The sequence below is a fragment of the Paenibacillus sp. 1-18 genome (genome assembly GCF_000520755.1).
Lineage (GTDB): Bacteria > Bacillota > Bacilli > Paenibacillales > Paenibacillaceae > Paenibacillus > Paenibacillus brasilensis.
The window spans coordinates 16,944-43,680 of sequence record NZ_ASSB01000292.1 but is presented as its reverse complement, the minus strand read 5'-3'; the positions used below and the strand labels follow the sequence as shown (position 1 = coordinate 43,680).

25 protein-coding genes and 1 other annotated feature are annotated in these 26,737 nt (G+C 47.8%); of the genes, 22 read left to right on the top strand and 3 right to left on the bottom strand.

Annotated elements, in window-relative coordinates:
• The 8 genes from L693_RS0118200 to L693_RS0118160 form a co-directional block, all read left to right on the top strand.
• Window positions 1–799: GTPase (locus L693_RS0118200; protein WP_025718853.1), on the top strand; the 799-nt coding region annotated here is incomplete at its 5' end.
• Between the two features lie 107 nt (window positions 800–906).
• A complete protein-coding gene (gene aroE, locus L693_RS0118190; protein ID WP_025718851.1) occupies window positions 907–1,776 on the top strand; it encodes a shikimate dehydrogenase in 870 nt (289 codons plus the stop codon).
• 68 nt (window positions 1,777–1,844) lie between these two features.
• On the top strand, window positions 1,845–2,141 hold the full coding sequence (yhbY, locus tag L693_RS0118185; protein WP_025718850.1) for a ribosome assembly RNA-binding protein YhbY: 297 nt from the start codon (window positions 1,845–1,847) through the stop codon (window positions 2,139–2,141).
• A gap of 17 nt (window positions 2,142–2,158) precedes the next feature.
• Entirely contained in the window at window positions 2,159–2,749 is a 591-nt protein-coding gene (nadD, locus tag L693_RS0118180) for a nicotinate-nucleotide adenylyltransferase (RefSeq protein ID WP_025718848.1), read from the top strand.
• Window positions 2,733–3,329, top strand: coding sequence for a bis(5'-nucleosyl)-tetraphosphatase (symmetrical) YqeK (gene yqeK / locus L693_RS0118175; protein WP_025718846.1), 597 nt, complete (start codon window positions 2,733–2,735; stop codon window positions 3,327–3,329). Before nadD ends, yqeK begins: the two co-directional genes overlap by 17 nt.
• Window positions 3,326–3,673, top strand: a complete 348-nt coding sequence (gene rsfS, locus L693_RS0118170) for a ribosome silencing factor (RefSeq protein WP_025718845.1) — start codon at window positions 3,326–3,328, stop codon at window positions 3,671–3,673. The genes yqeK and rsfS overlap by 4 nt, the downstream gene beginning before the upstream one ends.
• Window positions 3,670–4,578 (top strand): CvfB family protein, encoded by a 909-nt coding sequence (locus L693_RS0118165; protein WP_025718844.1) that lies wholly within the window; start codon window positions 3,670–3,672, stop codon window positions 4,576–4,578. The genes rsfS and L693_RS0118165 overlap by 4 nt, the downstream gene beginning before the upstream one ends.
• 3 nt (window positions 4,579–4,581) lie before the next feature.
• Window positions 4,582–5,355, top strand: a complete 774-nt coding sequence (locus L693_RS0118160) for a class I SAM-dependent DNA methyltransferase (RefSeq protein ID WP_025718843.1) — start codon at window positions 4,582–4,584, stop codon at window positions 5,353–5,355.
• Window positions 5,356–5,446: 91 nt separating this feature from the next.
• Here L693_RS0118160 and L693_RS0118155 read toward each other — a convergent pair whose 3' ends face one another.
• Complete coding sequence (locus L693_RS0118155) at window positions 5,447–5,833, bottom strand: tautomerase family protein (RefSeq protein WP_025718842.1); 387 nt, start codon at window positions 5,831–5,833, stop codon at window positions 5,447–5,449.
• Window positions 5,834–6,008: 175 nt separating this feature from the next.
• Window positions 6,009–6,266: a binding site (T-box leader), on the top strand.
• Window positions 6,267–6,327: 61 nt separating this feature from the next.
• Here L693_RS0118155 and leuS point away from each other — a divergent pair.
• Window positions 6,328–8,766 carry a leucine--tRNA ligase gene (gene leuS / locus L693_RS0118150; RefSeq protein WP_025718841.1) on the top strand — a complete coding sequence of 813 codons (2,439 nt, stop codon included), beginning with the start codon at window positions 6,328–6,330 and terminating at the stop codon, window positions 8,764–8,766.
• Here leuS and comER read toward each other — a convergent pair.
• A complete protein-coding gene (gene comER, locus L693_RS0118145) occupies window positions 8,747–9,592 on the bottom strand; it encodes a late competence protein ComER (protein WP_025718840.1) in 846 nt (281 codons plus the stop codon). The genes leuS and comER overlap by 20 nt on opposite strands.
• Window positions 9,593–9,808: 216 nt before the next feature.
• On the opposite strand from comER, the gene L693_RS0118140 reads away from it, so the two are divergent.
• The 6 genes from L693_RS0118140 (at window position 9,809) to holA (ending at window position 17,514) form a co-directional block, all read left to right on the top strand.
• Entirely contained in the window at window positions 9,809–10,360 is a 552-nt protein-coding gene (locus L693_RS0118140; protein WP_025718839.1) for a ComEA family DNA-binding protein, read from the top strand.
• Between the two features lie 87 nt (window positions 10,361–10,447).
• Window positions 10,448–10,966 carry a deoxycytidylate deaminase gene (locus tag L693_RS0118135; RefSeq protein WP_025718838.1) on the top strand — a complete coding sequence of 173 codons (519 nt, stop codon included), beginning with the start codon at window positions 10,448–10,450 and terminating at the stop codon, window positions 10,964–10,966.
• Between the two features lie 234 nt (window positions 10,967–11,200).
• Complete coding sequence (locus tag L693_RS0118130; RefSeq protein ID WP_231503698.1) at window positions 11,201–13,792, top strand: ComEC/Rec2 family competence protein; 2,592 nt, start codon at window positions 11,201–11,203, stop codon at window positions 13,790–13,792.
• Window positions 13,793–14,287: 495 nt separating this feature from the next.
• Entirely contained in the window at window positions 14,288–14,836 is a 549-nt protein-coding gene (locus L693_RS0118115) for an RNA polymerase sigma factor (protein WP_010345316.1), read from the top strand.
• Complete coding sequence (locus tag L693_RS0118110; RefSeq protein ID WP_025718836.1) at window positions 14,833–16,269, top strand: zf-HC2 domain-containing protein; 1,437 nt, start codon at window positions 14,833–14,835, stop codon at window positions 16,267–16,269. The genes L693_RS0118115 and L693_RS0118110 overlap by 4 nt, the downstream gene beginning before the upstream one ends.
• Window positions 16,270–16,482: 213 nt before the next feature.
• Window positions 16,483–17,514, top strand: coding sequence for a DNA polymerase III subunit delta (gene holA / locus L693_RS0118105; protein ID WP_025718835.1), 1,032 nt, complete (start codon window positions 16,483–16,485; stop codon window positions 17,512–17,514).
• A gap of 144 nt (window positions 17,515–17,658) precedes the next feature.
• Here holA and rpsT read toward each other — a convergent pair whose 3' ends face one another.
• Window positions 17,659–17,931, bottom strand: coding sequence for a 30S ribosomal protein S20 (gene rpsT / locus L693_RS0118100; protein WP_007431285.1), 273 nt, complete (start codon window positions 17,929–17,931; stop codon window positions 17,659–17,661).
• 198 nt (window positions 17,932–18,129) lie between these two features.
• Between rpsT and gpr the strand changes: the two genes are divergently transcribed.
• From gpr to hrcA, 7 genes are all read left to right on the top strand, one after another.
• Window positions 18,130–19,131 (top strand): GPR endopeptidase, encoded by a 1,002-nt coding sequence (gene gpr, locus L693_RS0118095; RefSeq protein ID WP_025718832.1) that lies wholly within the window; start codon window positions 18,130–18,132, stop codon window positions 19,129–19,131.
• A gap of 229 nt (window positions 19,132–19,360) precedes the next feature.
• On the top strand, window positions 19,361–20,629 hold the full coding sequence (locus L693_RS0118090) for a stage II sporulation protein P (RefSeq protein WP_025718830.1): 1,269 nt from the start codon (window positions 19,361–19,363) through the stop codon (window positions 20,627–20,629).
• Between the two features lie 50 nt (window positions 20,630–20,679).
• Complete coding sequence (locus L693_RS0118085; RefSeq protein ID WP_025718828.1) at window positions 20,680–21,189, top strand: DUF3679 domain-containing protein; 510 nt, start codon at window positions 20,680–20,682, stop codon at window positions 21,187–21,189.
• Between the two features lie 71 nt (window positions 21,190–21,260).
• Window positions 21,261–23,075, top strand: coding sequence for a translation elongation factor 4 (gene lepA / locus L693_RS0118080; RefSeq protein WP_025718827.1), 1,815 nt, complete (start codon window positions 21,261–21,263; stop codon window positions 23,073–23,075).
• 413 nt (window positions 23,076–23,488) lie between these two features.
• Complete coding sequence (hemW, locus tag L693_RS0118075; protein ID WP_025718825.1) at window positions 23,489–24,676, top strand: radical SAM family heme chaperone HemW; 1,188 nt, start codon at window positions 23,489–23,491, stop codon at window positions 24,674–24,676.
• A 180-nt stretch (window positions 24,677–24,856) separates the two neighbouring features.
• Entirely contained in the window at window positions 24,857–25,333 is a 477-nt protein-coding gene (locus tag L693_RS0118070) for an N-acetyltransferase (RefSeq protein ID WP_025718823.1), read from the top strand.
• Window positions 25,334–25,590: 257 nt separating this feature from the next.
• Window positions 25,591–26,622 (top strand): heat-inducible transcriptional repressor HrcA, encoded by a 1,032-nt coding sequence (gene hrcA / locus L693_RS0118065; RefSeq protein ID WP_025718821.1) that lies wholly within the window; start codon window positions 25,591–25,593, stop codon window positions 26,620–26,622.
• Window positions 26,623–26,737 lie beyond the last annotated feature (115 nt).

Here is a 26,737-nt window from a genome sequence, read left to right as displayed (position 1 = left end):
CAAGACCGATTTGCTGCCTAAAGTAACGAATTGGAACAAGGTGCTTAACTGGGTACAAAAGCAAGCAAAGGAGCAAGGACTACGGACAGCGGATATTGTACTGTGCTCGGCTAAAAAAAATCAGGGCTTTGACCGTTTGCTGGATGTGGTATCTGAGCTGCGCGGCAATCGAGACGTATATGTGGTTGGCGCGACAAATGTGGGTAAATCCACGCTTATTAACCGCCTGATTCGTGATTACAGCGATATGGAGCAGGAACTCACAACGTCCCGTTACCCGGGAACTACACTCGATATGGTGAATATTCCACTCGATGACGGCAAGCATATTATTGATACTCCGGGTATTGTGTACCCTTGGCGGTTCAGCGAAATCGTCTCCCGTCGAGATTTAAGCGCCATTATGCCGGACAAGCCGCTGAAGCCTGCTGCTTATCAACTGGATGCCGGACAAACCTTGTTTTTCGGGGGGATGGCCCGATTTGATTTTGTAGAAGGTCAGCACCAATCCTTTACCTGCTACATTAACGGTGGGCTCAAAATACATCGCACGAAGCTGGAGCGGGCTGATCAGTTGTTCGCTGATCATGCCGGGGAACTGCTTTCTCCGCCAACGCGCGATCAATTGGCAGAAATGCCGGAATGGACGAGACATGAGTTCCGTGTTCCCCGTAAAGCTCCATCGGATATCTATATTTCCGGTTTGGGATGGATCAGGGTGAATAGCGATAGTGGAGCTCTGGTAGCGGTTCATGTCCCTCGGGGAATCCGTGTCCTTTTGCGGCCTGCGTTGATTTAACGGATGTTGTAAGCTATGTTATGGGGCGGCAAGGAACATGTTCAGGTTCCTGCCGCCATTCATGTATTTGTGCGGCCTAATATTTTGCAATATGGGGGAGAACAACGATGAACAGCGCGGAGTCTGGAGCGACCGAACAAGGTCATGTACTATTAGGTGTATTGGGGGATCCGATCAAGCACTCCAAATCGCCTCTTATGCATAAAATAGCTTTACAGGCAGCGGGGATTGAAGGGAATTTTGTTCCTCTTCACGTCAAACCGGATCAGCTGGAGGATGCCGTGAAGGGAATTCGGGCTTTGCATTTCCGCGGAGTCAATGTGACCATTCCCCATAAGGTTGAGGTTATGAAATATCTGGATGAGATTGATGAAGGGGCCAGGCTTATCGGCGCCGTCAATACAATTGTGAATGACAACGGACGACTCAAGGGTTACAACACCGATGGAATCGGCTATGTTCGCTCCCTCAAGGAAGAGACTTCGGTTGAATTGAAAGGTGTAAGAATTGCCGTTCTTGGAGCCGGTGGAGCCGCCCGCGGCGTGATTCATGCTCTATTGGAGGAACAGCCGGAATCGGTCATTATTCTGAACCGAACACGTGACAAAGCTGAGCTGCTGGCAGAGGAATGGACGACGGAAGCGATTCCAGTAACGGGCTATTCCAACGATGAGGCGAAGAACGTGCTTGCAACGGTGGATGTGTTGATTAATACAACCTCGGTGGGAATGTCTCCTTTATCAGATGAGCTTCCACTGGAAACAAGCTTGATTCCGGAGGGAATCATTGTGAGTGATTTGATTTATAACCCGCTGGAAACAAGGCTTTTACGTGAAAGCCGTGAACATCGCGGCTGTATTGTGCATGGAGGCTTGGGGATGTTTGTGTATCAGGGAGCAGTGGCTTTTGAGTATTTTACGGGAGTTACCCCGGCGGTAGACCAAATGAGAGCTGCTGTGCTAAAAAGCCTGTCTTAAGTAAAATTTCACAATAAAATTATGGAAATGCTGCATTGCATATGTAGTGATGAAGGGGTTAATTATACATGTTAACAGGTAAACAAAAAAGATATTTGCGCTCAATGGCGCATCATTTGGACCCGGTTTTTCAAGTAGGAAAAAACGGTACGAATGAGCATCTTATGCGTCACATCAACGATGCAATTGAAAAACGTGAACTGATGAAGGTACAAATTTTGAATAACTGTTTGGACGACAAGCACGAAATTGCGGAAGAGCTGGCTGCGGAAACAGGCTCCGAGCTTGTGCAGATCATCGGGAGCACCATTATTTTGTACAAGGAGTCCCGTGATCACAAGCAAATCGAGTTGCCAAGAGGATAACACGCGGGGAGAATACTATGAAAATCGGTATTATGGGCGGTACATTTGACCCGATTCATATAGGACATCTGCTGGCTGGAGAAGCGGCAAGAGATGCTTATGCGCTGGATCAAGTATGGTTTATGCCTTCTCATATCCCTCCGCACAAGCATCAGGCGGGTGCGAGCGGCGCGGAGCGTCTGGAGATGACAAGAGAAGCGGTGGCGGGTCATCCCGCTTTTGAAGTGCTGGATATTGAAGTGCTTCGTGGTGGGGTATCTTATACCATTGACACGATCAAGGAGCTTCAGGAGCTGCATCCTGCTGTGGATTTTTATTTTATTATTGGCGCGGATATGGTGAACTACTTACCTCATTGGCAGGGAATTGAGGAGCTGGCGCAGCGGATTTGCTTTATCGGTGTCAGACGTCCTGGCTTCCAGCTTGCATTACATGAGTTGCCGCATTATTTGCAGGACAAGATATTGCTGGCGGATATGCCAGTGGTGGATATTTCTTCGACGGATATTCGGGAACGTGCTGCGGAAGGGCGCACCATTCGTTATCTGGTGCCTGACCGTGTGCATGACTATATAACAAGGGGCGGTTTGTATGAAGTACAACCGTGAGCAATTGATGGAGGCCGTATCCGGTCAGATGCCTGAAAAACGCTGGAAGCACACGCTGGGTGTTATGCATGCCTCCGTGGAGCTTGCCAAGCGTTATAGCGCGAACCCGGAGAAGGCCGAACTTGCGGCTATTTTGCATGATGTAGCAAAATATTGGCCTGTTCAGCAGATGGAAGAAGTGATTCGCAGTCATCCCGAATGTGATCAGGAGCTTTTGGAGCATGACAAGCAGCTCTGGCATTCTGAGGTGGGGTACTGTGTTGCCGCAAGAGATTACGGGGTGGATGATCCGGAAATACGGAATGCGATCCGCTGGCATACGTCGGGGCGTGTAGGCATGAGCCTGCTGGACAAAGTCGTGTGCCTGGCTGATTACATCGAGCCGGGCCGTGATTTCCCCGGGGTCGATCAAATCCGAAAACAGGCCAAAAAAAGTTTGGAAAAGGGTCTTGTCGCTGGCTTTGACTCTACGATTTCATTGTTGCTGGAGAAGCAAAAGGTTATTTTTCCGCTGACGGTCTTGGCGCGCAATGACTTGATTCAACAACTAAAACAGAGAAAAACGGAGGTTCATGAATGACCCTAACTAATGAGCAATTGATGCAAACTGCGGTTGATGCCGCTAATGATAAAAAGGCAATGAATATTGTTGCACTGGATTTGCGAGGAGTATCACTGGTAGCGGATTATTTTGTCATCTGCCACGGTAATTCGGACACACAGGTACAGGCGATTGTAACAGAAATTCGCAAACGTGCCCATGATGAAGGTGTAGCCATCAAAGGTATCGAAGGCATGGATTCCGCACGCTGGGTTCTGATGGATTTGGGAGATGTCGTAGTGCATGTTTTCCATCGTGACGAGCGTGAATATTATAACATTGAACGACTTTGGTCGGACGCTAAGGTTGTGGAGAAGGTATGAGTCTGATTGCTGGTACTTATGTTACCATTATGGTGGATCGTGAGGTGTCCCCTTTCGGCTACTTTCTCACCGTTGGTGAGCAGGATGTGCTGCTGCATTATACGGAGCTGACACGCGAGATTGAGGTAGGCGAACGGTTGGAGGTATTTATTTTTTACGATACAGAGGACCGTTTGGCCGCAACCATGAAAAAGCCGTTCCTGTCGCTGGGCGAAATGGCAAGGCTTGAGGTGGCTGATGTGCATCCGCGTTTGGGATGCTTCTTGGAGATGGGACTGGGCCGCCAGCTTTTGCTGCCGATTCGCGAACTGCCTGAGAACCGGGATTTGCATCCTCGGGTGGGTGACTACGTGTATGCGATCATGGAGCATGACAAGCAGGGTAGACTGCGGGCTAAGCTGGCAGGGGAGCAGGAGTTGGCCCCGTTGTGCTTCCATGCTCCTGATTCGTGGCTAAATATGTGGGTGCAGGCGACCGTGTACAAGCCGCTTCAGGTGGGCACATTTGTCCTGGTAGACGGAGGTGTGCTTGGTTTTGGGGCTATTGGTATGATTCATTCCTCGGAACGTAACCGGATGCTTCGCTTGGGCGAAGAGGTTAAGGTACGGGTCACACTTGTTCGTGAAGATGGTCGTGTCAATCTGGCAATGTCGCCGCGTAAGGAAGTGGGCCGTAATGAGGATGCAGATCGGCTGATCGCTTTTCTGAAAGAGCGCCCGGGCGGAGGTATGCCTTATTCCGACGCAACCCCGGCCGACATTATCAAGCAACGGTTCGGCATCAGTAAATCCGCCTTTAAGCGTGCGATGGGCAAGCTGATGAAGGAAGGACTGGTTACACAAAAGGAAAACTGGACCTACCTGGTGGAGAAAATGCCTAAACCGAAGGACGGGAATGAGGAATAAAAAATGGCTTCTTACCGAAAGTTTGCCTATGTGTATGATGAACTGATGCAGGATATGCCGTATCCGGACTGGTTGCGATTTGCACGGCAGGCTTGGGAACAGTACGGCATGCCGCACACGGTGGCCGAGCTGGGCTGTGGAACGGGCTCCATTACGATTCCATTGGTTAACTCGGGCTTCGAGGTGGCTGGTATCGACTTATCCTCGGATATGCTGGCGGTAGCCCGTCGTAAAATGGAAGCTACTCCGCAAGGACAACGCTTGTTTCGTGAGGGAAGCATCCGCTGGTTGCAGCAGGATATGCGGGAATGGATTTTACCGGAGCCCGTGGATTCGGTTATTTCTTTTTGCGATTGTCTGAACTATTTGCTCGAGGAAGAAGATATAACGGCTACTTTCCGCAGAACGTATGCGGGCCTTAAGCCTGGTGGAACCTTCTTGTTTGATGTACATCATCCCCAGACGTTTTTGCGTTATGATGAAGAGCAGCCCTTTGTACTGGACGAACGCTCTATTTCATATATCTGGACCTGTGCGCTGGACACGCCCCGCTGTGAAATTGAGCATCATCTCAGCATTTTTGCGAGAGCAGAAAATGAAGGACGTGATCTGTACCAGCGCTTCGAGGAAATTCATGTACAGCGTGCCTATGACCCGGACTGGATGAAGGCAGAATTGTCCAAAGCGGGTTTTCGTGATGTGAAGGTGTATGCGGATTTTGAATGGGTAGAAGCTGAGGATGACGCAGCGAGACTTTTTTATGTTGCTGTAAAATAGTGAGAGCTAGTTTATATTGAGCAAATATGAATAAGAGAAGGACGCTTTTCATGATGACATGAAGGGCGTCTTTTTGCATAAGAGCTTCAAATTATATATTTACTTTATAGTTCAGTAGAAGTTCATCACCCGGTACACCCCGAATGCCCCAATTCTGTTTCGGTGTCTCGAATATAGTAATTTCAAGATCCTGCGGGGCAATGCCTAAATCGTTAATTCTTTGGAATAGCAGCTGGATGAGGTACTTTTTAGCCTCTGTTGTTCTGCCTTCAAACACACTAATTTCAATAATGGTGTATGCCTTCGAGCGATCGTGGGCAAATATGAAGTCTTCCTGATTCATCGGGAAAAAACGATGAAACCTTTTGTCGGAGGGATATTGGAACGCATCCACCACAGCGGAGTGAATCACATCTGAAAGTTGCTCCTTGATCGGATTCAGTGCTTCTTTTATTCCGTAAACTTTAATTTGTGCCATGTCTCATCTCACCTTTCTCATCTCAACTCATCTCAATCTGGCTCGGAGCTAATTATAAAACATTTGCTTCCGTGTGTCATGTAGCAAACGAATGAAGTTGGTGTCTAGCACCAAATGTAGTCCTTATTTGACTTTTTTCGCGGTTTTCAATATAATAGTGCCATTATTAACGGTTAAACAATCGCTGATGAGGAATAGTAGTTTTGTCTGGTCATGTAGAGAGCCGGCGGGTGGTGCAAGCCGGTTGACAGCACAAAATGAACTCGCCTCGGAGATATGCGCCCAACGCAGGAACACCTTATACAGGTGCTTATATTCTGTTATTAACCCGCATCGGATCACCTCCGTTATCAGGTGCAAAGGGAGTAGAGGGCGAAGAACGCTTTCTGCTAACTAGGGTGGTACCACGGGAATATAACCTCTCGTCCCTAGCGCTGACACGCTACGGGATGCAGAGGTTTTTTTGTTGCATACCGTTTGAGGAGGAAATGACAATGACAGACACACAGCCGAAGCACGGCTATCAACCGCAAAGTATTGAACCAAAATGGCAGAAATATTGGGATGAGAACAAGACGTTTCGTACCGGGGAAGAGCCGGGCAAACCGAAGTTTTATGCTTTGGATATGTTCCCGTATCCGTCTGGAGCCGGTCTGCACGTAGGCCACCCGGAGGGTTACACGGCGACGGATATTGTTTCACGCTATAAGAGAATGCGCGGCTACAACGTACTGCACCCGATGGGTTGGGACGCCTTCGGTCTGCCTGCCGAGCAGCATGCGCTGGATACAGGTGAGCACCCACGTGAAATTACGGTTAAAAACGTAAATAACTTCCGCCGCCAGATCAAATCGCTCGGTTTTTCGTACGACTGGGAGCGTGAAATCAGCACAACTGATCCTGATTACTACAAATGGACACAATGGATTTTTATCCAATTGTATAAGCGCGGTCTTGCTTATGTAGCTGAAGTACCCGTGAACTGGTGTCCTGCGCTGGGAACAGTGCTGGCGAACGAAGAAGTAATTGACGGTAAGAGTGAGCGCGGCGGTCATCCGGTCATCCGTAAACCAATGCGTCAATGGATGCTGAAAATTACCGAATACGCGGATCGTCTGCTGGATGATCTGGAGGAGCTGGATTGGTCCGAGAGCATTAAGGATATGCAGCGGAACTGGATCGGTAAATCTACCGGGGCAGAGGTTCATTTTCCAATTGAAGGCCATGACAAGCAGCTGACGGTATTTACAACCCGTCCGGATACGCTGTTCGGTGCAAGCTACTGTGTGCTGGCCCCAGAGCAAGAGCTGGTGGAAATCATCACTACACCTGAGCAAAAGGATGCTGTAAATCAATATCGTGAGCAAGCTGCTCGTAAAAGCGATCTGGAGCGTACGGATCTGGCTAAGGATAAAACAGGCGTTTTTACAGGTGCATATGCGGTGAATCCTGTGAACGGTGAAAAGCTGCCGATCTGGATTGCTGACTATGTGCTGGCAGGCTACGGAACAGGCGCAATTATGGCTGTACCGGGTCACGATACACGTGACTGGGAATTTGCCAAGAAATTCGGATTGAAAATCACGGAGGTTGTCCAAGGTGGAGACGTGGCTAATGAGCCATACACCGAGGATGGTCCGCACGTCAACTCAGGTCCACTGAATGGACTTACCAATGAGGAAGCTATTCCAAAAATGATCGAATGGCTGGAAGCCGAGGGTAAAGGACAGGGAAAAGTAACCTACCGTCTGCGTGACTGGCTGTTTAGCCGTCAACGCTATTGGGGTGAGCCGATTCCGGTAATTCATCTGGAGGATGGCACGATCAAAACGATTCCTGAGGATCAACTGCCACTCATGCTGCCGGAGATGGACAACATCAAGCCTTCAGGCACGGGTGAATCCCCATTGGCCAATGCAAAAGAATGGGTAGAAACCATTGATCCTGAGACAGGCATGAAAGCACGTCGCGAGACCAACACGATGCCGCAATGGGCGGGAAGCTGCTGGTACTATCTGCGCTTTATTGATCCAAAAAATGATAAAGAGCTTGTATCCAAGGAGAAACAGCGCGAATGGATGCCTGTTGATCTGTACATTGGCGGAGCGGAACATGCGGTTCTTCACTTGCTGTATGCTCGTTTCTGGCACAAGGTTCTGTATGATCTCGGCGTAGTGGAAACGAAGGAGCCTTTCTACAAACTGGTTAATCAGGGCATGATTTTGGGCAATAACAATGAAAAAATGAGTAAATCGCGTGGCAATGTCATCAATCCTGACGATATTGTGAATACGTATGGCGCCGATACGCTGCGTATTTATGAGATGTTCATGGGGCCGCTCGAAGCGACCAAGCCATGGAACGAGAACGGGGTTGAGGGAGCACATCGTTTTCTGTCTCGCATATGGCGCCTGTTTGTTTCCGAGGATGGTAGCCTGAACGATAAAATTACAAATGACGGCGGAAGTGATGAGTTCAAGCGGACCTGGCATAAAACACTGAAAAAAGTAACCGAGGATCTGGATGCGCTGCGCTTCAATACGGCGATCAGCCAGCTGATGATTTTCACCAACGATGCATATAAAGCAGACCATCTGCCGCGTGCAGCGATGGAAAACTTCGTGCAAATGCTGTCGCCGCTTGCACCGCATCTGGCCGAGGAACTGTGGCAGCTGCTGGGGCACAACGAGAGCATTACCTACGCGGCTTGGCCTGCTTATGATGAAGCATGGACGGTGGACGCCGAAGTGGAAATTGTCGTGCAGGTGAATGGTAAAATCGTGCAGCGTGCAACGATTGCCAAGGATCTTGATGCCAAAGAGATGGAAGCATTTGCTTTGTCGCTGGACAACGTTCAGCAGATACTGGCTGGCAAAACGGTTCGTAAGGTGATTGCTGTTCCGGGTAAGCTGGTTAATATTGTTGCCGGTTAATCGGCTTTAAGCCGAAGGAGACATCTACCTTTTGCATGTCCTCCTCATACTTGTTATGTGTAGCCTGTATCAGCTCGGGAAAGACGCTGTGCAGGCTGGTGTCCAGCAGTGCAAGGGCTTCGGCGGTAATACCTCCGGGAACCGCTACCCTGGCCTGCAACTCGGCTGGTGTCATCCCGCCTTCCGTGAGCAGCTTTCCTGTGCCGATGATCATTTCACCGGCCAGACCGCATAGCTCCGTACGGTCTATTCCCGTGGCTTGAACGGCGGCTTGAATCCACTGGTCCATAAAAAATGCCAAGAAAGCAGGTCCGCAACTGGAGAAGTCTGACGTGATCCGTGTATAAGACTCTTTAACTCGAATCGGCCTGCTAATGTGGGACATAAGCTCTTCCAGAAGGGAGCGGTCCTCCTCTGTTATCCGGCTGCCATGGATACATAATGAGGCTCCGCTCCCCACCTGGTGGGTAATGCTCGGAATAATTTTGGATACTTTGGCTTTTAAAGCATGCTCCAAAATACGTACTTGCACCGGACTTGTGATAGATACGACGATTTGCTCTTCTGAAACGACGTTGCGTATTTCATCCGTTACGGCTTTTGATTCCAGCGGCTTCACGCAGATAAACAAAATGTTGCTTTCCGCTGCCGTTTCACGGTTGCTTTGAGCTGCATGCAAACCTGGATAACGACGGGCCAGCTCGGCTACCTTGGAATGCGTTCGATTGCTTGCTGATATTTGCTGCGGCTTGAGTGCGCCCGAATGAATAAAAGATTCAATTAGCAGACTTCCCATGCTGCCAGTCCCGATAAATCCAACTTTCATTATTCAACGTCCTCCTTTCATACTTTGCGGTATAGACGCTGTCATTCTTCTTAGTATATGCACCCGGTCTTGACCGACATGACGAATTTTATGTCTGAGTAATGTTAGATCGTTCCCGGGGTTGTACCTCTCTTTGGAAAAATGGCTCACAGCGAAACCGTATGGAGGTTGTTTACATCCTCCCAAAATCCATGTGGAGTAGGGGACGATACGAACATGAAACGCGTATGGACAGGAACAGCGATAACGCTTGCTGTAATCGGGAGTGGGCTTATTCTGTTTGCCGGAGGGCAGCGCCCTGAGCCGCAAGAAGAGTGGACCTTGCTTAACCGCAAGGTGGAGCAGGTATTAGCGGTGGGGTCAAAGCCAAATGAGTCGCAAAGTAACAGCGACCATACCCAAGGAAAGCAGGCTGTAAAAGAGGCTTCAGACAAACAGGAACGTAGCACAGGCACCGAGGCTGCTGGCGATGTGAAGCATACTGCGATGCAGGAGTCTGCTCGTGTACCGGCTGCTGTAGGCGAAAATCCCGCTGCTGGAAATGCAAATTCAGCAACTACATCCGTATCCGGTGAAAAAAAGGTGAACATCAATACGGCAACTGCTGACGAGTTAATGGAGCTACCGGGGGTTGGAGCAAAAAAGGCCAAAGCCATTTTGGAGTACCGTAATCAGCATGGGCCGTTTCAGCGTGTGAACGATTTGGATCAGGTAAAGGGCATCGGTGCTAAAATGCTGGCGAAAATGAAGCCTTACGTCAGCTTGTAAGTTTTACAAGCTTACAGTATCCGGCTCTGGGAATGACTTTAGCGGTTATGATATACGTTTTAACTTGTTTATACGGGAGAGATGGTTATGAGTGCAGATGTACGCAAGGACTGGGACACTTACTTTATGGATATTGCTTATATGGTATCCACCCGTTCGCGCTGCTCGCGGCGTCATGTCGGAGCCGTACTTGTGCAAGGTAAAAAGCTTTTGGGGACAGCTTATAATGGTGCACCGTCCGGAGTACCTGACTGCTCTGAGGCAGGCTGTATGATCACGGAGGAGTATGAGGTTGTTCATCATGATGGCCATGAGGAAATGGTTAAAAAGCAACGCTGTGTCCGCACGATTCATGCGGAGCAGAACCTGCTGCTGTTCACGGACCGGATTGATCGGGAAGGCTCTTCAGTATATGTTACTGACCAGCCATGCTGGACGTGTGCCAATATGCTGGCGAACAGTGGCATTGTAGAGATTGTATACCATCGGCCCTATCCCAAAGATGCAGACAAGGTTCGTGCCATGATGGAGGAAAAGGGAATTGCTTTCCGTATGCTGGAAACCTATCATCCTCCCAAGGAAACGTTAATGGATGTTAAGAATTAAAAAGTAAACAAAGTAAACGAGGAAGAACCTCTGACAAATGCTATTCTGTCAGGGGTTCTTTTTTTGCAGTTTGGACAGCAAGTAGTATTTTGCTATAGGGGTGATTGTATTCAGGCCAAATTTGTTCTAACCAGACCTATTTTGACCCTTACCGTATGTTGGATAGCAGGAAGTGCAGGAGCCTGCCTTTATTCTGGACGTATGCTTTTGATGCTCTGGACGGGAGTTACTTTGATGCTTCCTCTTATAGCTCTACTGATGAAAATTCCCGTTCGGCATGTGATATGGCTATGGCTTGCTTTGAGCGGTGGTGGATTCCATTGGAGTTGGCATGATATGCATAATGTGAGCAGCATTCCAGACGTACTTCATATATCGGCTTCTAAATTGGAGGACATGCCTGTTCAAGCAGCAGGGTTTATTGCTTCCGAGGTGCAGGTAGATGGTGATCGAGCGCAGTTTGAGATGAGAGTCACTGCTATCCATCAGATGGGACGTAATTCAGACAAGAACCAGCGGCTTGCACCGATCTCTGAACAGATCATCGTTCACATCAAGCTGGCTGCCAAGCAGGAACAGCAAATAGCGGCAGCGTGGCAGCGGGGAGATGCAATACAATTACATGGTAGCTTGAAGGCTCCTGCCACAGCTGGGAACTTTGGTGGCTTTGATTATAGTAAATACCTTCACACCCAAGAGGTTCACTGGCTTTTCAAAGGAAATGGAGCCACTTCACTACAGAAGCAGCAAGCTTCCTTGTGGAACCGTTACATTTTGCTCAGGTGGAATGATCAGCTTAGGGAGCAGCTAGGGCAACGAATGGAAACGGCATTTACATCCCTTAATCACGCAGGATATATGAAAGGACTGGTACTAGGGGTTACAGATGAGCTGGACCCGGCAACGTACAACGAATTTACACAGCTCGGGTTAACGCACATTTTAGCAATATCCGGTATGCATGTGGCGGTATATGCAGCTACACTGCTATATTTACTCAAGCTGATGCGAGTGAGTCGCGAGACGTCATTGACCGTCGTAATGGTACTTATTCCAGCTTATGTTCTGCTGACAGGTGCTTCTCCATCTGTTGTGAGGGCCGGGATTATGGCGATGATCGGGTTATTTGCAGCCAGACGAGGTATGCTCAAAGACGGGCTTAACATTTTAAGTATATCAGCATTGCTGATGCTGCTTTGGAATCCCTATTACCTGCTTAGCGTCAGCTTTCAGCTTTCCTTTTTGGTGACAGGAGGGCTGCTCATCTACATGCCGCTTATGAAGCCGTTTTTCGCCAAATGGCCTCTCCTGCTCGGCAGTGAAATTGCGATTACCATTACGGCGCAGCTTGTTTCGTTTCCAATGACGGTATTCTACTTTAATCAATTTTCGCTGCTATCGTTTATAGCCAACTTTGTGCTCGCACCACTTATTACGTATATCGTGCTTCCATTGGGTACAGTAGCGATGGGAAGCGCCTTTTTATGGAGGGATGGGGCTCGTATTCTTGCGTGGCCGGCAGAGCAATTAAACGATCTGACCTTTTTGCTTGTGAAATGGCTGAACATGGATGATGTTTATGTCAGTATTTGGCCATCCTCCTCTATTCTGTGGGTCATGGCGTATTATGCAGCTTTGTACAGTGTTCTGTACTGGCTCAAAATGTGGCTGGAATCCCGAAGGCAAGTGAACGAAATGACTGCTATAAGCCCTACTCCCTTTTCAGCGCCTATACATACAGGTTTAGCAGCTTCTGCAGAGTGGGCGGCTATCCTGCAAACAGCTCCTGAGCCTGTGGGTGCGGGCCAATATGCGCGCCGGCAGTGGGATGGATATCGGTATTTGGCATTGATTTTAAGCGGTATCACCTGGCTTGGTATACTGTATGCGGGTTATCAATCTCCAGGTGAAGGAAATACGGGAATGGTTCAATACCTGGATGTGGGTCAAGGGGACAGCATTTTAATTACAACGCCGGGCGGCAAACACATTTTGGTGGATGGCGGGGGCACGATGAATTTTGCAACCGGGAAAAATGCTTGGCGCAAACGTAAAGATCCCTACGAGGTAGGTGCGGATACGATTGTACCCTTGCTGAAGCAGCGTGGTGTGCAGCGGCTGGATGCCGTCATTTTAACACACGGAGATCATGATCATGCCGGAGGATTACAGGCCGTGCTTGACCAGATTCCCGTTTCGAGCTTATTTTTCAACGGTACTCTGACAGACAAAGCACCGTTTCGCAAACTGTTGAGCACGGCTTTAGACAAGCAGATCAAGCTGTACGGTGCATATCATGGTATGGAGTGGGAAGCGGATCAGAATACGAAAATCCACTTTCTTTATCCGTTTCCATTGCAGGAGGACAAATCTGAGCCGTTACCTGTTATAGAGGAGCAGAATCATTATTCCGTTGCCATGATACTGGAAATGGAGGGAGTGTCTTTTTTGTTCACTGGAGATATGGATGATGCAGCAGAATCGCTATTGCTTTCTGAATTAACCCATTCTTCATCCCGTATGAAAGATACAGGGAAAACGGGAACGGTAAGGCAAGCTATCGACGTCATGAAAATAGCACATCACGGCAGCAGGTATTCCACCTCGGAAGAGTGGCTGACGTACTGGCGACCCGAGATAGCTGTTATTTCGGTCGGTGCAAGCAATACCTACGGACACCCGAATAAAGCGGTATTGGAACGTTTATCGGTGGCGAACTCTGCTATATACCGAACGGATACGATGGGAGAGATACAGCTTCGTGCGCAGCAAGGAAAACTGAGCGTGCGATACAAACACAAACGTGAACAAGCGGATACAAAATGATTTTCCATATGGTAAATATGATTTTAAGAGTCGCCTAATGGAGTGGGGCAAGCATTTCATCGGGGGATTTTCCAGAGATGCTGGGTGATCCGGGTATGGAATAACCTCCCAGATATTAAAACAGCAAAAGTCTACCTATATTCGATCGACGACTTTTATTTTTCAAGATCCGGCTGCTCTGACTTATCAATTAGAACTGATATCGGTTTTCTGGTATCCAAAAAGTAACCTACAAAAATAATCCGAAAATTGACCCGAATAATAGCAGCATGCCAATGCAGTTCGACAGATTCCAACATTTTGAGGTCATGTGAGCCATGGGAAGGTGACTGCCTTCCTTTTTTCTGTTATTCTAAGGAAGGCTACATTGGGGATTCTGGGCTTTTTGGTATATTTTTTTACATTGAAAAAAATAAAATTAGCGTCAGACGTCTATCCTGCAACAAATTGTAAAGAGGATACGTCTGTAATATTGCAGGGAGAGGGGGATCCTTTGTGGTAGAGCAGGGACTCATTCGAGCCGCTCAATCGGGCGATCGCGACGCTCTCATTACCCTATTAAGAGAGATAGAACAGCATGTATACCGTACGGCATATTACATTCTGAACAATGAGCAGGACGCCATGGATGCTTCACAGGAAGCTCTCATACGAATTTATTCCAAAATTAACTCTTATGAGGAAAAAGCGCAGTTCAAAACCTGGGTTCAACGCATTGTTACGAATATATGTATCGACAAATTCAGAAGGACAAAACCCTCGGTTTCCATTGACGAGCACGACATGATCTTTAACGATCCCCAAAATGTAGAGGTTGAGGTGTTAACCTCTTACATGGCACAGGATGTTCGTGAAGCGATACAGCAGCTTCCAGAGCATCATCGAACAGTGATCGTCTTGAGATATTTGCAGGATTTCTCCTATAACGAAATTGCCGATTCTTTGGATTTGCCGCTCAATACGGTCAAGTCATATTTATATCGTGCAAGACAGCAATTACAAGGGCTACTTCAGGATTATCAGAAAGGTGGTGTATCAGGATGAAGTGTGAGGAAGAGGTGATGGATTGGATGCAGCGTTATGTGGATCATGAGCTGGGCGAAGAAGAGACGTCCCAATTAATGAACCATATTGCGACTTGCCCGGACTGTGCGGAAAAATTTCATATTCTTCAGACACTCTCCCGCGAGCTGGAGGAATTACCTGCGGTTTCCCCGGCGTTCAGCCTGGTGGATTCCATCATGCCTCAGCTTGATGCCATTGATCGTGCGCGTGAGGAGCAGGGAAGTGCGCTTCAGGAAATGCAGCCGGTGGCTGTTGATCCTGGACCGGGTCCTAGACAGCGTACCCAGCCTACGCCTTGGTGGAACCGGATGGGAGGGCGTGCGGCTATGGGTATGGCTGCCGCTGCTGTTGTACTGGGAATTGTAGTATTCAATTTCCAGCCCAAAACAGTGCAGGATGCGGAAGGTGTGCTTACATCCCAGTCCCCTGAGGTGACGACTCAGCAGAATCAGACTGAAATTCCAGGTACAACGAATGGTAGTGGAGGCCGTGATGCAGCGATTGGATCGGATTCAACCAACTCGCCATTAGAGCAGGAGCAAGGAACGGAAACATCTCAGCCATCTGCAGAAGAGCCTGATTCGAGTAAACAGGGTGTAGACGGCGCAGATCATGAAAATAAAGACTCTAAACTGGATGCTGCAAAACGTGACAATCAGCCTGCTGGAGAGAGAGACTCGACAAGGTCTGCGCCAGCAGGAACTTCGTCCCGTCAAGATCGAAAGCAGGGACAGCCAGATGCGGATCGTCAGGCGAACAAGGGAAATCCGGAGTTGGAAAATTTCGTGCAGGAAACTCCTAAGTCCGACCAACCAACGATAAACCCTGATCAGCAACTGGAATCAAGAATGGAAAAAGCGCCCATAGCAGGTGCGGGGACTGCTCAGGACGGTAATAACGACACAGCTACGGATGATTCATCTTCTTCACTGAGTCAGGAACTGAAGAAACAGGATCAAGCAGCTTCAGATGGATCGTCGATAGACACAAACTCCAAAAGCATTACCAAGGATTCAGGGGATGCCTCAGGGGCAGATAACGATCATACAGCCTCTAACGATCAGCCATCCTCCGTGTCACAGGACTCGGTACGCAAAGAGGGCTTTGTATCTAATTCGCTGATCTCTCCAGACAGTGATAGTGCATCCACCTTTGGTGCCCAGTCAACGTCCGAAGACCAGTTTAATTCACCTGACGGCAGCTATGCGGTGGTTATTGAAGGCAAAAAGCTGAAAGTATATAAGCTTTCCGATAATGGTGTAGACCGAACGACCTTGGAGGTTCGTACCTTGAAAGGAGCCTGGGTCAAGGGAAACTGGTCGGATGATAGCCAGACCTTCATGTACGAGACAGAACAGGATGGTACAGCAAGTAAATATACGTATACTATTCCACGCAGCACTGGAAAATAATTATCGAAAGTAGTCACACCTTTAAAATTAAGGAATAGAATATATGAACCGACGTCGTATCCCGACGGCCGAAAGTTTCTAGAGCTTTCTGCTGCCGTGTTGATATAGATGGTGGTGAAGGGATCTTGCCTATAGGCAGGGTCCCTTTGTTTGTATATTGACTTGCCTTCCGGCCGGATGTCGGGTACGATCAGTGGATGGGGGGAACGGAATATGGATGCAAAAACAGCCGCTAAGGCTATTCGCAAGGGTGATATTTCGCCCGTGTATTTGCTATACGGCAGTGAAAAATACCAAATGAAGCAGTTTGTCGAGATGCTCAAGGAAAAAGTGGTGGAAGAGGAGCATCGTGATTTTGCCATTATTCCCTATGATCTGACGGAAACGCCTATCGAGGTCGTCGTGGAGGAGGCAGAAACTGCGCCTTTTCTGGTGCCTAAAAAGCTGATTATTGTACGGGACACCAGTGTATTCGCAGCAGGCAAAGATAGCGGTAAGATTGAGCATCGCATTGAGACGCTGTTGACTTATATGGATAACCCGACTGACTATAGCGTCATTGTTTTTATGGTTCAGTCCGAAAAGCTGGATGAACGGAAAAAGCTTGTCAAAAGACTGAAAAGTGATGCTTCGGTGATTGCCTTTTCCCCATTGGGTGGAGATGACCTTGTAGCTTGGGTTCATAAGCGTGCAGGGGAAAGAGAGGTACAATTAGCTGCTGGAGCTGCCGAGACGCTCATACAATATACGGGTACAGGGCTGCAATCCTTGGCTGCCGAGATAGACAAGCTGTGCTTGTATGCAGGAGCACAAGGAACAATCTCATCTACAGATGTCGAATCCCTGGTGCCTCGTAGTACAGAGCAAAATGTATTTGCGATGGTTGAGGATCTGGCTAATTTGCGGCTGGATAAGGCGCTTAGTATTTTTTATGAGCTGCTCAAGCAAAAAGAGGAACCGATTAAGATTGCAGCTTTGATCACACGGCAGTTCCGTATTATATTGCAGGTTAAGGAGCTATCGGGTCAAAGTTATTCCCAGCAGCAAATTGCGAGCCAGCTTAGCTTGCATCCTTACGGGGTAAAAGTTGCGGGCGAGCAGGCCAGGAGGTTCCATCCTGAACAGCTGCGTCAGCTTCTCTTCGAACTGGGCGAGCTGGATTATCATATGAAAACAGGTGTCGTTGATAAGGTACTGGGACTGGAGCTGTTTTTAATGAAAATGGGTATGGGGGCTTCAGTTTAACCCCTCCCAGGTGCTGAGTGATTTTTAAGTGAGCGATTTGTAAGGGACACTGGCAGTGAGAACACAGACGATGAAAACTAAAAAAACCTGATCAGCCGGGGCTGGTCAGGTTTTTTTCATTAACGTTATAGAAGTAGCTCGTGCTTACGCTTGAGCTGTAAGAGCGTTAAGTTTTTTCGCCAAGCGGGATTTCTTGCGAGCAGCTGCATTTTTGTGGATCAGACCTTTAGTTACAGCCTTGTCCAGCTTTTGGGAAGCTACTTTGAAAGCAGCAGCAGCAACTTCAGCTTCGTTACCCACCAACGCTGTATCGGCAGCTTTAACTGCTGTACGAAGCGCGGATTTTTGGGAAGCGTTCAACGCACGGCGTTTGTCGCTCGTTTTAACGCGTTTGATAGCGGATTTAATGTTTGGCATTACATTCACCTCCTGTAAAGGCATTACTTATGAACACAAACGTTTCACAACTTAAAATATTTTAGCACGCTACACCTCAAAATGCAATAAGAAAACATTCCGTGGCTATGCAAATAACAGGATGAAAATGGATGTGCATAAACCTGTTGGGTGTCTCGCACACTATAGCCAGAGATGGTATACAAGGAGGCTTAAAAGATGGATCTGGATTTGCAGAAGTATGCGGTACGCACGGATTTGGCACTGGAGGCAAGAGAGCTGGCAACACGGGATCAGCCTGTACCGCTGGCGGGAATCAGTGAGGACGTGGAGGAAGATAACGGTATTAAAATTACACGGCTGGATGTACTAAATGAAGCAGGAGCCAATCGTATTGGGCGAGTACAAGGGCATTACGTCACGCTAGAGGTACCTGGCTTACGTGGAGGCGACACCGGACTTCAGCAACGAGTAGCTATTTCTTTTGCAAAAGAGATGGAGCATTTTATACAAAAGATAGGCATCTCCAACACGGCACGTGTACTTGTGGTCGGTCTGGGGAACTGGAACGTAACTCCCGATTCGCTGGGCCCGCTTGTCGTTGAAAATCTGATGGTGACTCGTCAATATTTTGAGTTGACGCCGGATCAAGTCAATCCCGGCTATCGGGATGTGAGCGCAATTGCGCCGGGTGTTCTCGGTATTACGGGAATCGAGTCCAGTGAAATTGTTCAAGGCATCGTAGATCGCACCAAACCAGAACTGATTATTGCTATTGATGCTCTCGCATCACGTTCACTGGAGCGTGTCAATACGACTATTCAGGTGGCAGATATCGGGATACATCCGGGTTCAGGAATTGGCAACAAGCGGCGTGGTATCACCAAGGATATTATGGGTGTTCCGTGCATTGCCATTGGCGTGCCAACGGTATGCTACGCTTCGACCATCGTAAATAATGTAATTGAACTGATGAAAACACATTTTGCCAAAGAAAAGGCACCTACGAAAGCAATACTGGGGATGCTGGACGATATTTCAGAGCCTGAGAGACTCGGGTTGGTGAGAGAGGTGCTTCAACCGTTGGGGCATGACCTGATTGTGACCCCTAAAGAGATTGATGAATTTATTGAAGATATCGCGAATATCATTGCAACCGGACTGAACGCTGCGCTGCATGAGGCTGTTGACCCCGGCAATGTCTCCGCTTATACGCATTAATGCAAGGTTAGCAAAACCATCTTTCTAGGACGGCAAAATCTCTATTTAACAGGTAATCTATCTCTCTCAAAAAGGGATGGGATTTACCTGTGGATAGAGATTTTTTTGTGTTCTAGTAATTGTTCTTCGTTCATAGAGTTGAAGTATAAGAGATTTCCGCAGCAGATAGGAACCCTATGTTCCGAATGTAAAAGCGGGTTTCGACGGGACGAAGGAGGACAAGGCTCACATGAAAAAAATTCAGACCTGGAACGTCGGAAGATGGAGAAGAAAGGGTATCGAAATTTTGGCGATGGGACATACGCTTGTGCTGCTTATTATGGGCTCGGCGCTTTTATTTGTCGTATTGGGACTAGGGGGACTGGCCGAAAATCGTTTGCAAACATCCCCTGTTTCTTCGATGAAAGGATTTGCAGGCTCGGTGTCCAGTGGTTTTTTTGCAGACCTGCTTGGTATGGAGGTACCTCATTTTGCACAAAAAAAACAACAATCCTCGTTGTCGGGTGAACAGTGGTCGCCTTTTGTTTTTCAAATGCTTACAGGCATTAATCCACAAGATCCGAAAAGTCTTATTTCCCGCGAAATTCCCGGTATGTCTGCAGATGCGCCTGTCTTGCTACGCAAGGGATCAGGGAACGACAAGGTAGAGGGCCCTACGGATTATCAGCCCGATCAGGGAACGACGGATGCGCCCGGCGGCTCAGATGCTTCTACGAACCCGCCGAATCACGGTACTACTACGCCAGACTTGCCAACAACACCGGAAACGGACCCTGCAAAAGAGGATGATTCAGGTGATGCAGTCAAAGGTGAAAAGCGCATATTAATCTACCATTCCCATCCCAGAGAAGCATATAACCCACTACTCAGTAAAACCAGTTCCAATCCCAATTCCGGTTCAAAATCAGCGAATGTATCAAGAGTGGGGGACTTTGTAAAAAAGAGACTAGAGAAACAAGGAATAAACACGCTGCATGTAAACAAGGACTATGCCTCCATAGTGCAAAATTACAATTGGAACTATTCCTATAAATATTCACGTGAAACCGTCAAGGAAGCCTTGGCGAGTAATAAGGGCTTAACTTATCTGCTAGATATCCACAGGGACTCTCAACGTCATAGTAAAACGACAGCCACTATTAATGGACTTTCTTATGCCAAGGTATACTTCATTATCGGTCATGACAATAAAAACTGGCGTAAAAATGAAGCTTTCGCTGCCCGTATTCATGAAAAGCTGGAAAAATCGTATCACGGCGTATCGCGCGGAATATGGGGAAAAGATGGCGGTAAAGGCAACAATGGAGAGTACAATCAGAGCCTGTCTTCCCATAGTATTTTAATTGAAATTGGCGGTATTGATAATACCGAGGAGGAGTTAAAGCGTACCTCGGACGTTTTGGCGGATATGATCAGCGAAGTATATTGGGAGGACCAAAAAGCGCAGAAAGCGGGCACTAAGGTATTGGATACCAAAAACAGCAGCAATGGTAATTAAATTAAGGCGCTGAACAGAGGAAAGGTATAAGGTGGAAAGGGGAAAATATAATGTCCGGACATTTTCGTAAAAAAGCGCTTGGATTTATATTTCTGATTGGGGTAGGGGTATTACTTGGTATGCAACTGGCGGGCTCTGGCCTGCGCTCAGTTTATGGCCCCGAATGGGACGGAGACCCGATTCAATCCGTAAATCACCAGAAAGCCGAATATGAGCAGACGGTTATTGAGGATACCCCGGCAGCCAATGCCCAAGCCTATAGCCGTACGAATAACACAGGTGGAACTGTCGAAATGAAGCCGCAAACGGGCATAATTGAAACGAATACTAACGAACGAAATGAGGATCAGGATGCACGCGGGACGCGCGAATGGTATACGACAACCGCACAGGATGCCAGTACTCAGCAAATCCGGGCGACACCTCGCGAACTGCTAGCCGTTCAGGCGCAGCAGGCCTCGGTGGATACCATGGCAGACAAAACCGCCGGGCTGCTGCAAAACCTGTCAAGGAAGAGCATTCGTTGGGTTGTATCTGTATTTGATGGAGTAACCGAATAGAAATATTGCTGCCCCCCCTTACAACTGCTATAATAAGCTGATTGACACTAGGCATTGTGTGGGGGTAAGGCATGACTGACATTTTGGCAAGACAACGTAAAATTCGGAACTTTAGTATCATTGCACATATAGACCATGGTAAATCCACGCTGGCTGACCGGATTTTGGAGTACACCGGTGCACTCACTTCCCGTGAAATGCAGGAGCAGGTGCTTGACCAGATGGAGCTGGAACGGGAGCGCGGGATTACGATCAAGCTCCAGGCAGTGCGACTCACTTATAAGGCCGATGACGGCGAAGAGTACATTTTGAATTTGATTGATACACCGGGACACGTCGATTTTACCTATGAGGTATCCCGTAGTTTGGCAGCCTGTGAAGGTGCTTTGCTGGTAGTAGACGCAGCGCAGGGGATTGAGGCACAGACATTGGCTAACGTTTATTTGGCGTTGGACAACAATCTGGAGATTTTGCCAGTGCTTAACAAAATTGATTTGCCGAGTGCCGATCCCGAACGGGTAAAGCAGGAAATTGAGGATGTTATCGGCCTGGATACAAGCGAAACCGTACATGCTTCAGCCAAAGCTGGAATCGGTATTAAGGAAATACTGGAACAGGTGGTCAGAAGTGTGCCTGCTCCGCAAGGAAATCCGGATAACCCGCTCAAGGCGCTTATTTTCGATTCGCATTATGATCCTTATAAAGGCGTTATCGTATATGTACGTGTTGTGGATGGCAGTATCCGCGCGGGTTCGAAAATTAAGATGATGGCGACTGACAAAACGTTCGAGGTCATCGAGGTTGGTGCTTTCATGCCACGTATGACTATCGTGGACGAGCTGAATGTTGGTGATGTTGGCTTTATCGTTGCCGGAATTAAGCATGTGGGCGATACACGTGTCGGGGATACGGTGACGGATGCCAAAAATCCAACGCCAGAACCGATGCCAGGCTATCGGAAAATCAATCCGATGGTATATTGCGGCCTCTATCCAATCGAAACATCCGAGTATAACGACCTGCGTGAGGCGCTTGAAAAACTGCAGCTGAACGATGCTTCGCTCAGTTTTGAACCGGAAACGTCGAGTGCGTTGGGCTTCGGCTTCCGTTGCGGTTTCCTCGGTTTGCTCCATATGGATGTAATTCAGGAACGTATTGAACGTGAATTTAACATTCCATTGATTACGACGGCGCCGAGCGTTATTTACCGCATTCAGTTGACGAATGGCGAAACGATCCAGATCGACAACCCTTCGAACTATCCGGAAATCGGACGGATTGAGCATGTTGAAGAGCCATACGTAAAGGCAGGCATTATCGTGCCTAACGATTATGTAGGTACGGTCATGGAGCTTTGTCAGACCAAGCGTGGCGAGTACGTGAATATGGAGTATCTGGATACGACACGGGTAACCATTACGTATCAGATTCCGCTGTCTGAAATCGTATATGATTTCTTCGATCAGCTTAAATCCAGCACCAAGGGCTACGCTTCCTTTGACTATGAGATTTCAGGCTATCGCCAGTCCAATCTGGTGAAAATGGACATTCTGTTGAATGGCGAGCAGGTCGATGCACTGTCGTTCATCGTGCATAGAGATCGGGCTTACCATCGCGGACGTATCATTTGTGAGAAGCTGCGCGAGCTCATTCCACGTCAAATGTTCGAGGTGCCGATTCAGGCATCTGTCGGAACAAAGGTTGTTGCGCGTGAAACCGTTAAGGCTATGCGTAAAAACGTCTTGGCCAAATGTTATGGTGGCGATATTTCCCGTAAACGGAAGCTGCTTGAGAAGCAAAAAGAGGGCAAGAAGCGCATGAAGCAGGTTGGTAACGTAGAAGTACCTCAGGAAGCATTTATGGCGGTACTGAAAATAGATGAGTAAAGCTGCTTGAAGTCTCGTCCATTCTTTCATGGGGCATTTGCCGTCATGGAGAATGGGCGTTCTTTATTTGAGCAAGCTATTCAGAGATGGAGGGCACGTTCAAGTTCTGGTTTAGAGTAATATGGCAACTGCATCTTTAAATCTTTGGAGTACTTCAAAGGGTGTTTTTCTTTTACTCCACCTACACCATAAAAAATGGCCGATTGGCGGTGGGCAGCAGCGGAGTGGATGGAATCGTTCTGAAGAAGCGGTAGCGTTCGCCTTTACCCCCGGATTTTCCCCTTTAAGTCTATTTACAATTAAAAAATCCGGGGGTAACAGCGATCGGAGGAATGATCCATCCACGAAGCGTTCTCCCTCCTCATCGCCATTTTTTCCAACACCATATCCTGAATTAACAAGGAGGATCGGAAATGACCGCATCCATACAAAAACATGAACATTCTTCCGCGCCTCAAGCGGTTTACTTGCATATACCTTTTTGCACGAATAAATGCTTTTACTGTGACTTCAACTCTTATGTGCTGAAGGATCAGCCTGTTATGGAATACCTGTATGCACTGGAACGGGAGATGGAAAATACGGTTAAGCTTCACCCTCCAGGAGAAATCAAAACTATTTTTGTCGGGGGCGGAACGCCAACAACGCTCAATCCGAAGGAAATGGAATATTTCCTGAAGAGTGTCCGTACCTACTTTCCGAACTGGTCGGAGGATGTTGAGTTCTCCATGGAAGCCAATCCGGGTACAACCGATTATGAAAAACTTTCCGTGATGAAAGAGGGCGGTGTCAACCGACTCAGCTTCGGGGTACAGGCTTTTCAGAATGAGCTGCTTACAGGTATTGGTCGCATTCATAATACAGATGATGTATATCGTAGTCTGGAAAATGCACGTAAGGTCGGATTGGACAATCTGTCGATTGACCTGATGTTCGGCTTGCCGAACCAAACCGTGGACATGCTGAATGAGAGCGTCAGTAGAGCGCTGGAACTGGAGCTCCCTCATTACTCCATTTATAGCTTAAAGGTTGAAGAAAATACGCTCTTCCACACGCTATACCAGAAAAATCAGCTTCCGCTTCCACATGAGGACGACGAATTGGAAATGTATTTGCTTCTCATGCGCCGTATGAAAGAAGCGGGTTATGAGCAGTACGAGATTAGCAATTTCGCGAAACCCGGTTTGGGGAGTAAGCACAATATGACCTATTGGCGCAATGAGGACTATTACGGTCTCGGTGCCGGGGCGCATGGATACGTGGGCAGAGAGCGTCATATGAACATTAAGGGCATAACCCCATATGTAGAGGCTACTCGTAACGGTCTACCCCGTCTCGATAGCTTTGAGGTGCCAGCAGCGGAAGCGATGGAGGACTTTCTCATGGTGGGCTTGAGAATGCTGGAGGGCGTGTCCAAGTCCCGTTTTGAAGCTCAATTTGGTCAGGCGCTGGAAGATATGTTCACAGTCCCTCTCGGAAAAATGCTGAATGCGGGCTTGATTGAAGCGGTCGAGGACGGTTATCGTCTGAGCGAACGCGGTATTTTATTCGGAAATGATGTATTTGCAGAGTTTATCGGCTCTATTACGGTAAATTCATAAGTTTATACGTCCAAAAGTTCGTAAGGGAGAGCTTCAGTACAGCACGCTTCAACTTCGCAAGCCGGGCCAATCAATTGATAACATCATTCTGTCACAGCGGGGTAAATGGAGTATTGCGATTCTATGCGTAATGTTGTATATTTATTCATTATATGCGGCAAGCGGCGGGAGGAGAGCAAGATGGCTTCAGTGTGTAAAGATGTATTGTGCAGAGGTGCGGTTCCTGAAGATGTGGAGCCTTTATATCAAATGATTAGCGGCTATGCGGAGCGAGGGATTATGCTGCCACGTTCAAGGGAAGTGCTTACGCGCCAACTGGAGCTGTTTATTGTTGCAGAAGTGGACGGCGAGGTCGTAGGTTGTGGTTCTTTATGCAAACTGGGCTCTGATTTGGTAGAGATTCGTTCCCTTGGCATCTCTGACGGACATAAAGGAATGGGCATTGGCTCCAAGCTCGTAGAGGGCCTTATTATAGAAGCACGGCGACAACGTATCCCTAAAATTATGGCTTTGACCTATGAGGTCTCCTTTTTTATAAAAAACGGTTTTGATGTAGTAAACAAAGAGATTTTCCCTGAAAAGGTATGGACCGACTGCATACACTGTAGCAAACAAAATAATTGCGATGAAATCGCAGTGCTGAAAATACTGAACTAACCTGCCGCAATGAGGTTAGTTCGTTTTTTTCATTGGATCATTTGCATGCTACGTTAGAAAAAGTGTAAACAAGCTGTGTTCATTGCTGTAATCCAAATGGTTGCCATAAATCTCGTTTATTGAAAATACCGATCTGACTTGACAATGATCAGGTCCGTTTGGTATTTTTGTATTATCGGTTAGCACTCATCGCGAACGAGTGCTAATGATTCCATTCTACAATCAGGCTATATGGATAACAACAAGGGGGGATTCGCTTGTTAACCGAACGTCAGAGACTCATTTTGAATGCGATTATTGATGACTACATTCGTTCGGCTGAGCCAGTGGGTTCCCGCAGCATATCCAAAAGGCAGGATGTCGGATACAGCCCCGCCACGATCCGTAATGAAATGTCGGATTTAGAGGAACAGGGCTATCTGGAGCAACCCCACACTTCTGCGGGACGCATCCCGTCTCATAAGGGCTATCGCTATTATGTGGACCATCTGGTGCCACTAAATACTTTGAAGCCTGTGGAGATGCGGGAACTTAAAGCCTTTTACGCCGAAAAGCTGAATGTAATGGAGCAAGTGATCCAACATGCGTCAGGCATTTTGTCCCATATGACCAACTATACTTCCATCCTGCTTGGGCCGGAGGTTTTTCATACTTCATTGCGTCATTTTCAGCTATTGCCGCTCAACGATACGACGGCTGTCGCGATTATTGTGACCAATACCGGTCAGGTGGAGAATAAGACGGTGGATATTCCGCCGGGAATTTCGATTTCCGAGATGGAAAAGGTTGTGAATTTGCTGAACAGCAAGCTGGTCGGTGTGCCGATTTATCAGCTTAAATCACGTCTTTACACTGCGCTTGGTCAGGAAATGGAGAAGCATGTGTCTCATTTTGAGGACGCTATGAAGGTATTGGATAAAGCACTGGATAGTGAATCAGATCAGCGCCTGTATTTGAGTGGTGCCACGAACATGCTCAATCAGCCTGAGTTTAAAGATGTAGATAAGGTTAAACATATTCTTGATCTGCTGGAGGAAACACCAACGCTGCTTAAACTGATGACACCTGTTCCCGGAGCACCTGAAATGCAGGTGCGCATCGGTACGGAAAATGATCATGAGGCGTTTGCCAATTGCAGTTTGATCACCGCTACGTATGCGATAGATGGGGAAGCTTTGGGTACCATAGGTATACTGGGACCGACGCGCATGGAATATGCGAGGGTGATTAACATTCTGGATATTCTATCCAAGGATTTGACCGCAATGCTTACACAGCGGTTTAAATAGAACAAGAATGCGTAGTTTATAGTTCTACATGTTCCGCGCTCAGATACTCTTTGTATCCTGCGCGGGTGTATTGCTGCGTGTTTTTATAAGGACAGTTATAACTTGAAGGAGGTGA

Excerpts from the sequence above, each read along its gene's own strand:
- rsfS (WP_025718845.1), top strand. The coding sequence starts at position 3,326 with ATGACCCTAACTAATGAGCAATTGATGCAAACTGCGGTTGATGCCGCT.
- nadD (WP_025718848.1), top strand. The coding sequence starts at position 2,159 with ATGAAAATCGGTATTATGGGCGGTACATTTGACCCGATTCATATAGGA.
- L693_RS0118135 (WP_025718838.1), top strand. The coding sequence starts at position 10,448 with ATGAGTGCAGATGTACGCAAGGACTGGGACACTTACTTTATGGATATT.
- L693_RS0118160 (WP_025718843.1), top strand. The coding sequence starts at position 4,582 with ATGGCTTCTTACCGAAAGTTTGCCTATGTGTATGATGAACTGATGCAG.
- gpr (WP_025718832.1), top strand. The coding sequence starts at position 18,130 with ATGGATCTGGATTTGCAGAAGTATGCGGTACGCACGGATTTGGCACTG.
- L693_RS0118140 (WP_025718839.1), top strand. The coding sequence starts at position 9,809 with ATGAAACGCGTATGGACAGGAACAGCGATAACGCTTGCTGTAATCGGG.
- L693_RS0118085 (WP_025718828.1), top strand. The coding sequence starts at position 20,680 with ATGTCCGGACATTTTCGTAAAAAAGCGCTTGGATTTATATTTCTGATT.
- aroE (WP_025718851.1), top strand. The coding sequence starts at position 907 with ATGAACAGCGCGGAGTCTGGAGCGACCGAACAAGGTCATGTACTATTA.
- comER (WP_025718840.1), bottom strand. The coding sequence starts at position 9,592 with ATGAAAGTTGGATTTATCGGGACTGGCAGCATGGGAAGTCTGCTAATT.
- L693_RS0118130 (WP_231503698.1), top strand. The coding sequence starts at position 11,201 with ATGCTTCCTCTTATAGCTCTACTGATGAAAATTCCCGTTCGGCATGTG.
- L693_RS0118155 (WP_025718842.1), bottom strand. The coding sequence starts at position 5,833 with ATGGCACAAATTAAAGTTTACGGAATAAAAGAAGCACTGAATCCGATC.
- hemW (WP_025718825.1), top strand. The coding sequence starts at position 23,489 with ATGACCGCATCCATACAAAAACATGAACATTCTTCCGCGCCTCAAGCG.
- leuS (WP_025718841.1), top strand. The coding sequence starts at position 6,328 with ATGACAGACACACAGCCGAAGCACGGCTATCAACCGCAAAGTATTGAA.
- yhbY (WP_025718850.1), top strand. The coding sequence starts at position 1,845 with ATGTTAACAGGTAAACAAAAAAGATATTTGCGCTCAATGGCGCATCAT.
- yqeK (WP_025718846.1), top strand. The coding sequence starts at position 2,733 with ATGAAGTACAACCGTGAGCAATTGATGGAGGCCGTATCCGGTCAGATG.
- rpsT (WP_007431285.1), bottom strand. The coding sequence starts at position 17,931 with ATGCCAAACATTAAATCCGCTATCAAACGCGTTAAAACGAGCGACAAA.
- lepA (WP_025718827.1), top strand. The coding sequence starts at position 21,261 with ATGACTGACATTTTGGCAAGACAACGTAAAATTCGGAACTTTAGTATC.
- L693_RS0118090 (WP_025718830.1), top strand. The coding sequence starts at position 19,361 with ATGAAAAAAATTCAGACCTGGAACGTCGGAAGATGGAGAAGAAAGGGT.
- holA (WP_025718835.1), top strand. The coding sequence starts at position 16,483 with ATGGATGCAAAAACAGCCGCTAAGGCTATTCGCAAGGGTGATATTTCG.
- L693_RS0118110 (WP_025718836.1), top strand. The coding sequence starts at position 14,833 with ATGAAGTGTGAGGAAGAGGTGATGGATTGGATGCAGCGTTATGTGGAT.
- L693_RS0118165 (WP_025718844.1), top strand. The coding sequence starts at position 3,670 with ATGAGTCTGATTGCTGGTACTTATGTTACCATTATGGTGGATCGTGAG.
- L693_RS0118070 (WP_025718823.1), top strand. The coding sequence starts at position 24,857 with ATGGCTTCAGTGTGTAAAGATGTATTGTGCAGAGGTGCGGTTCCTGAA.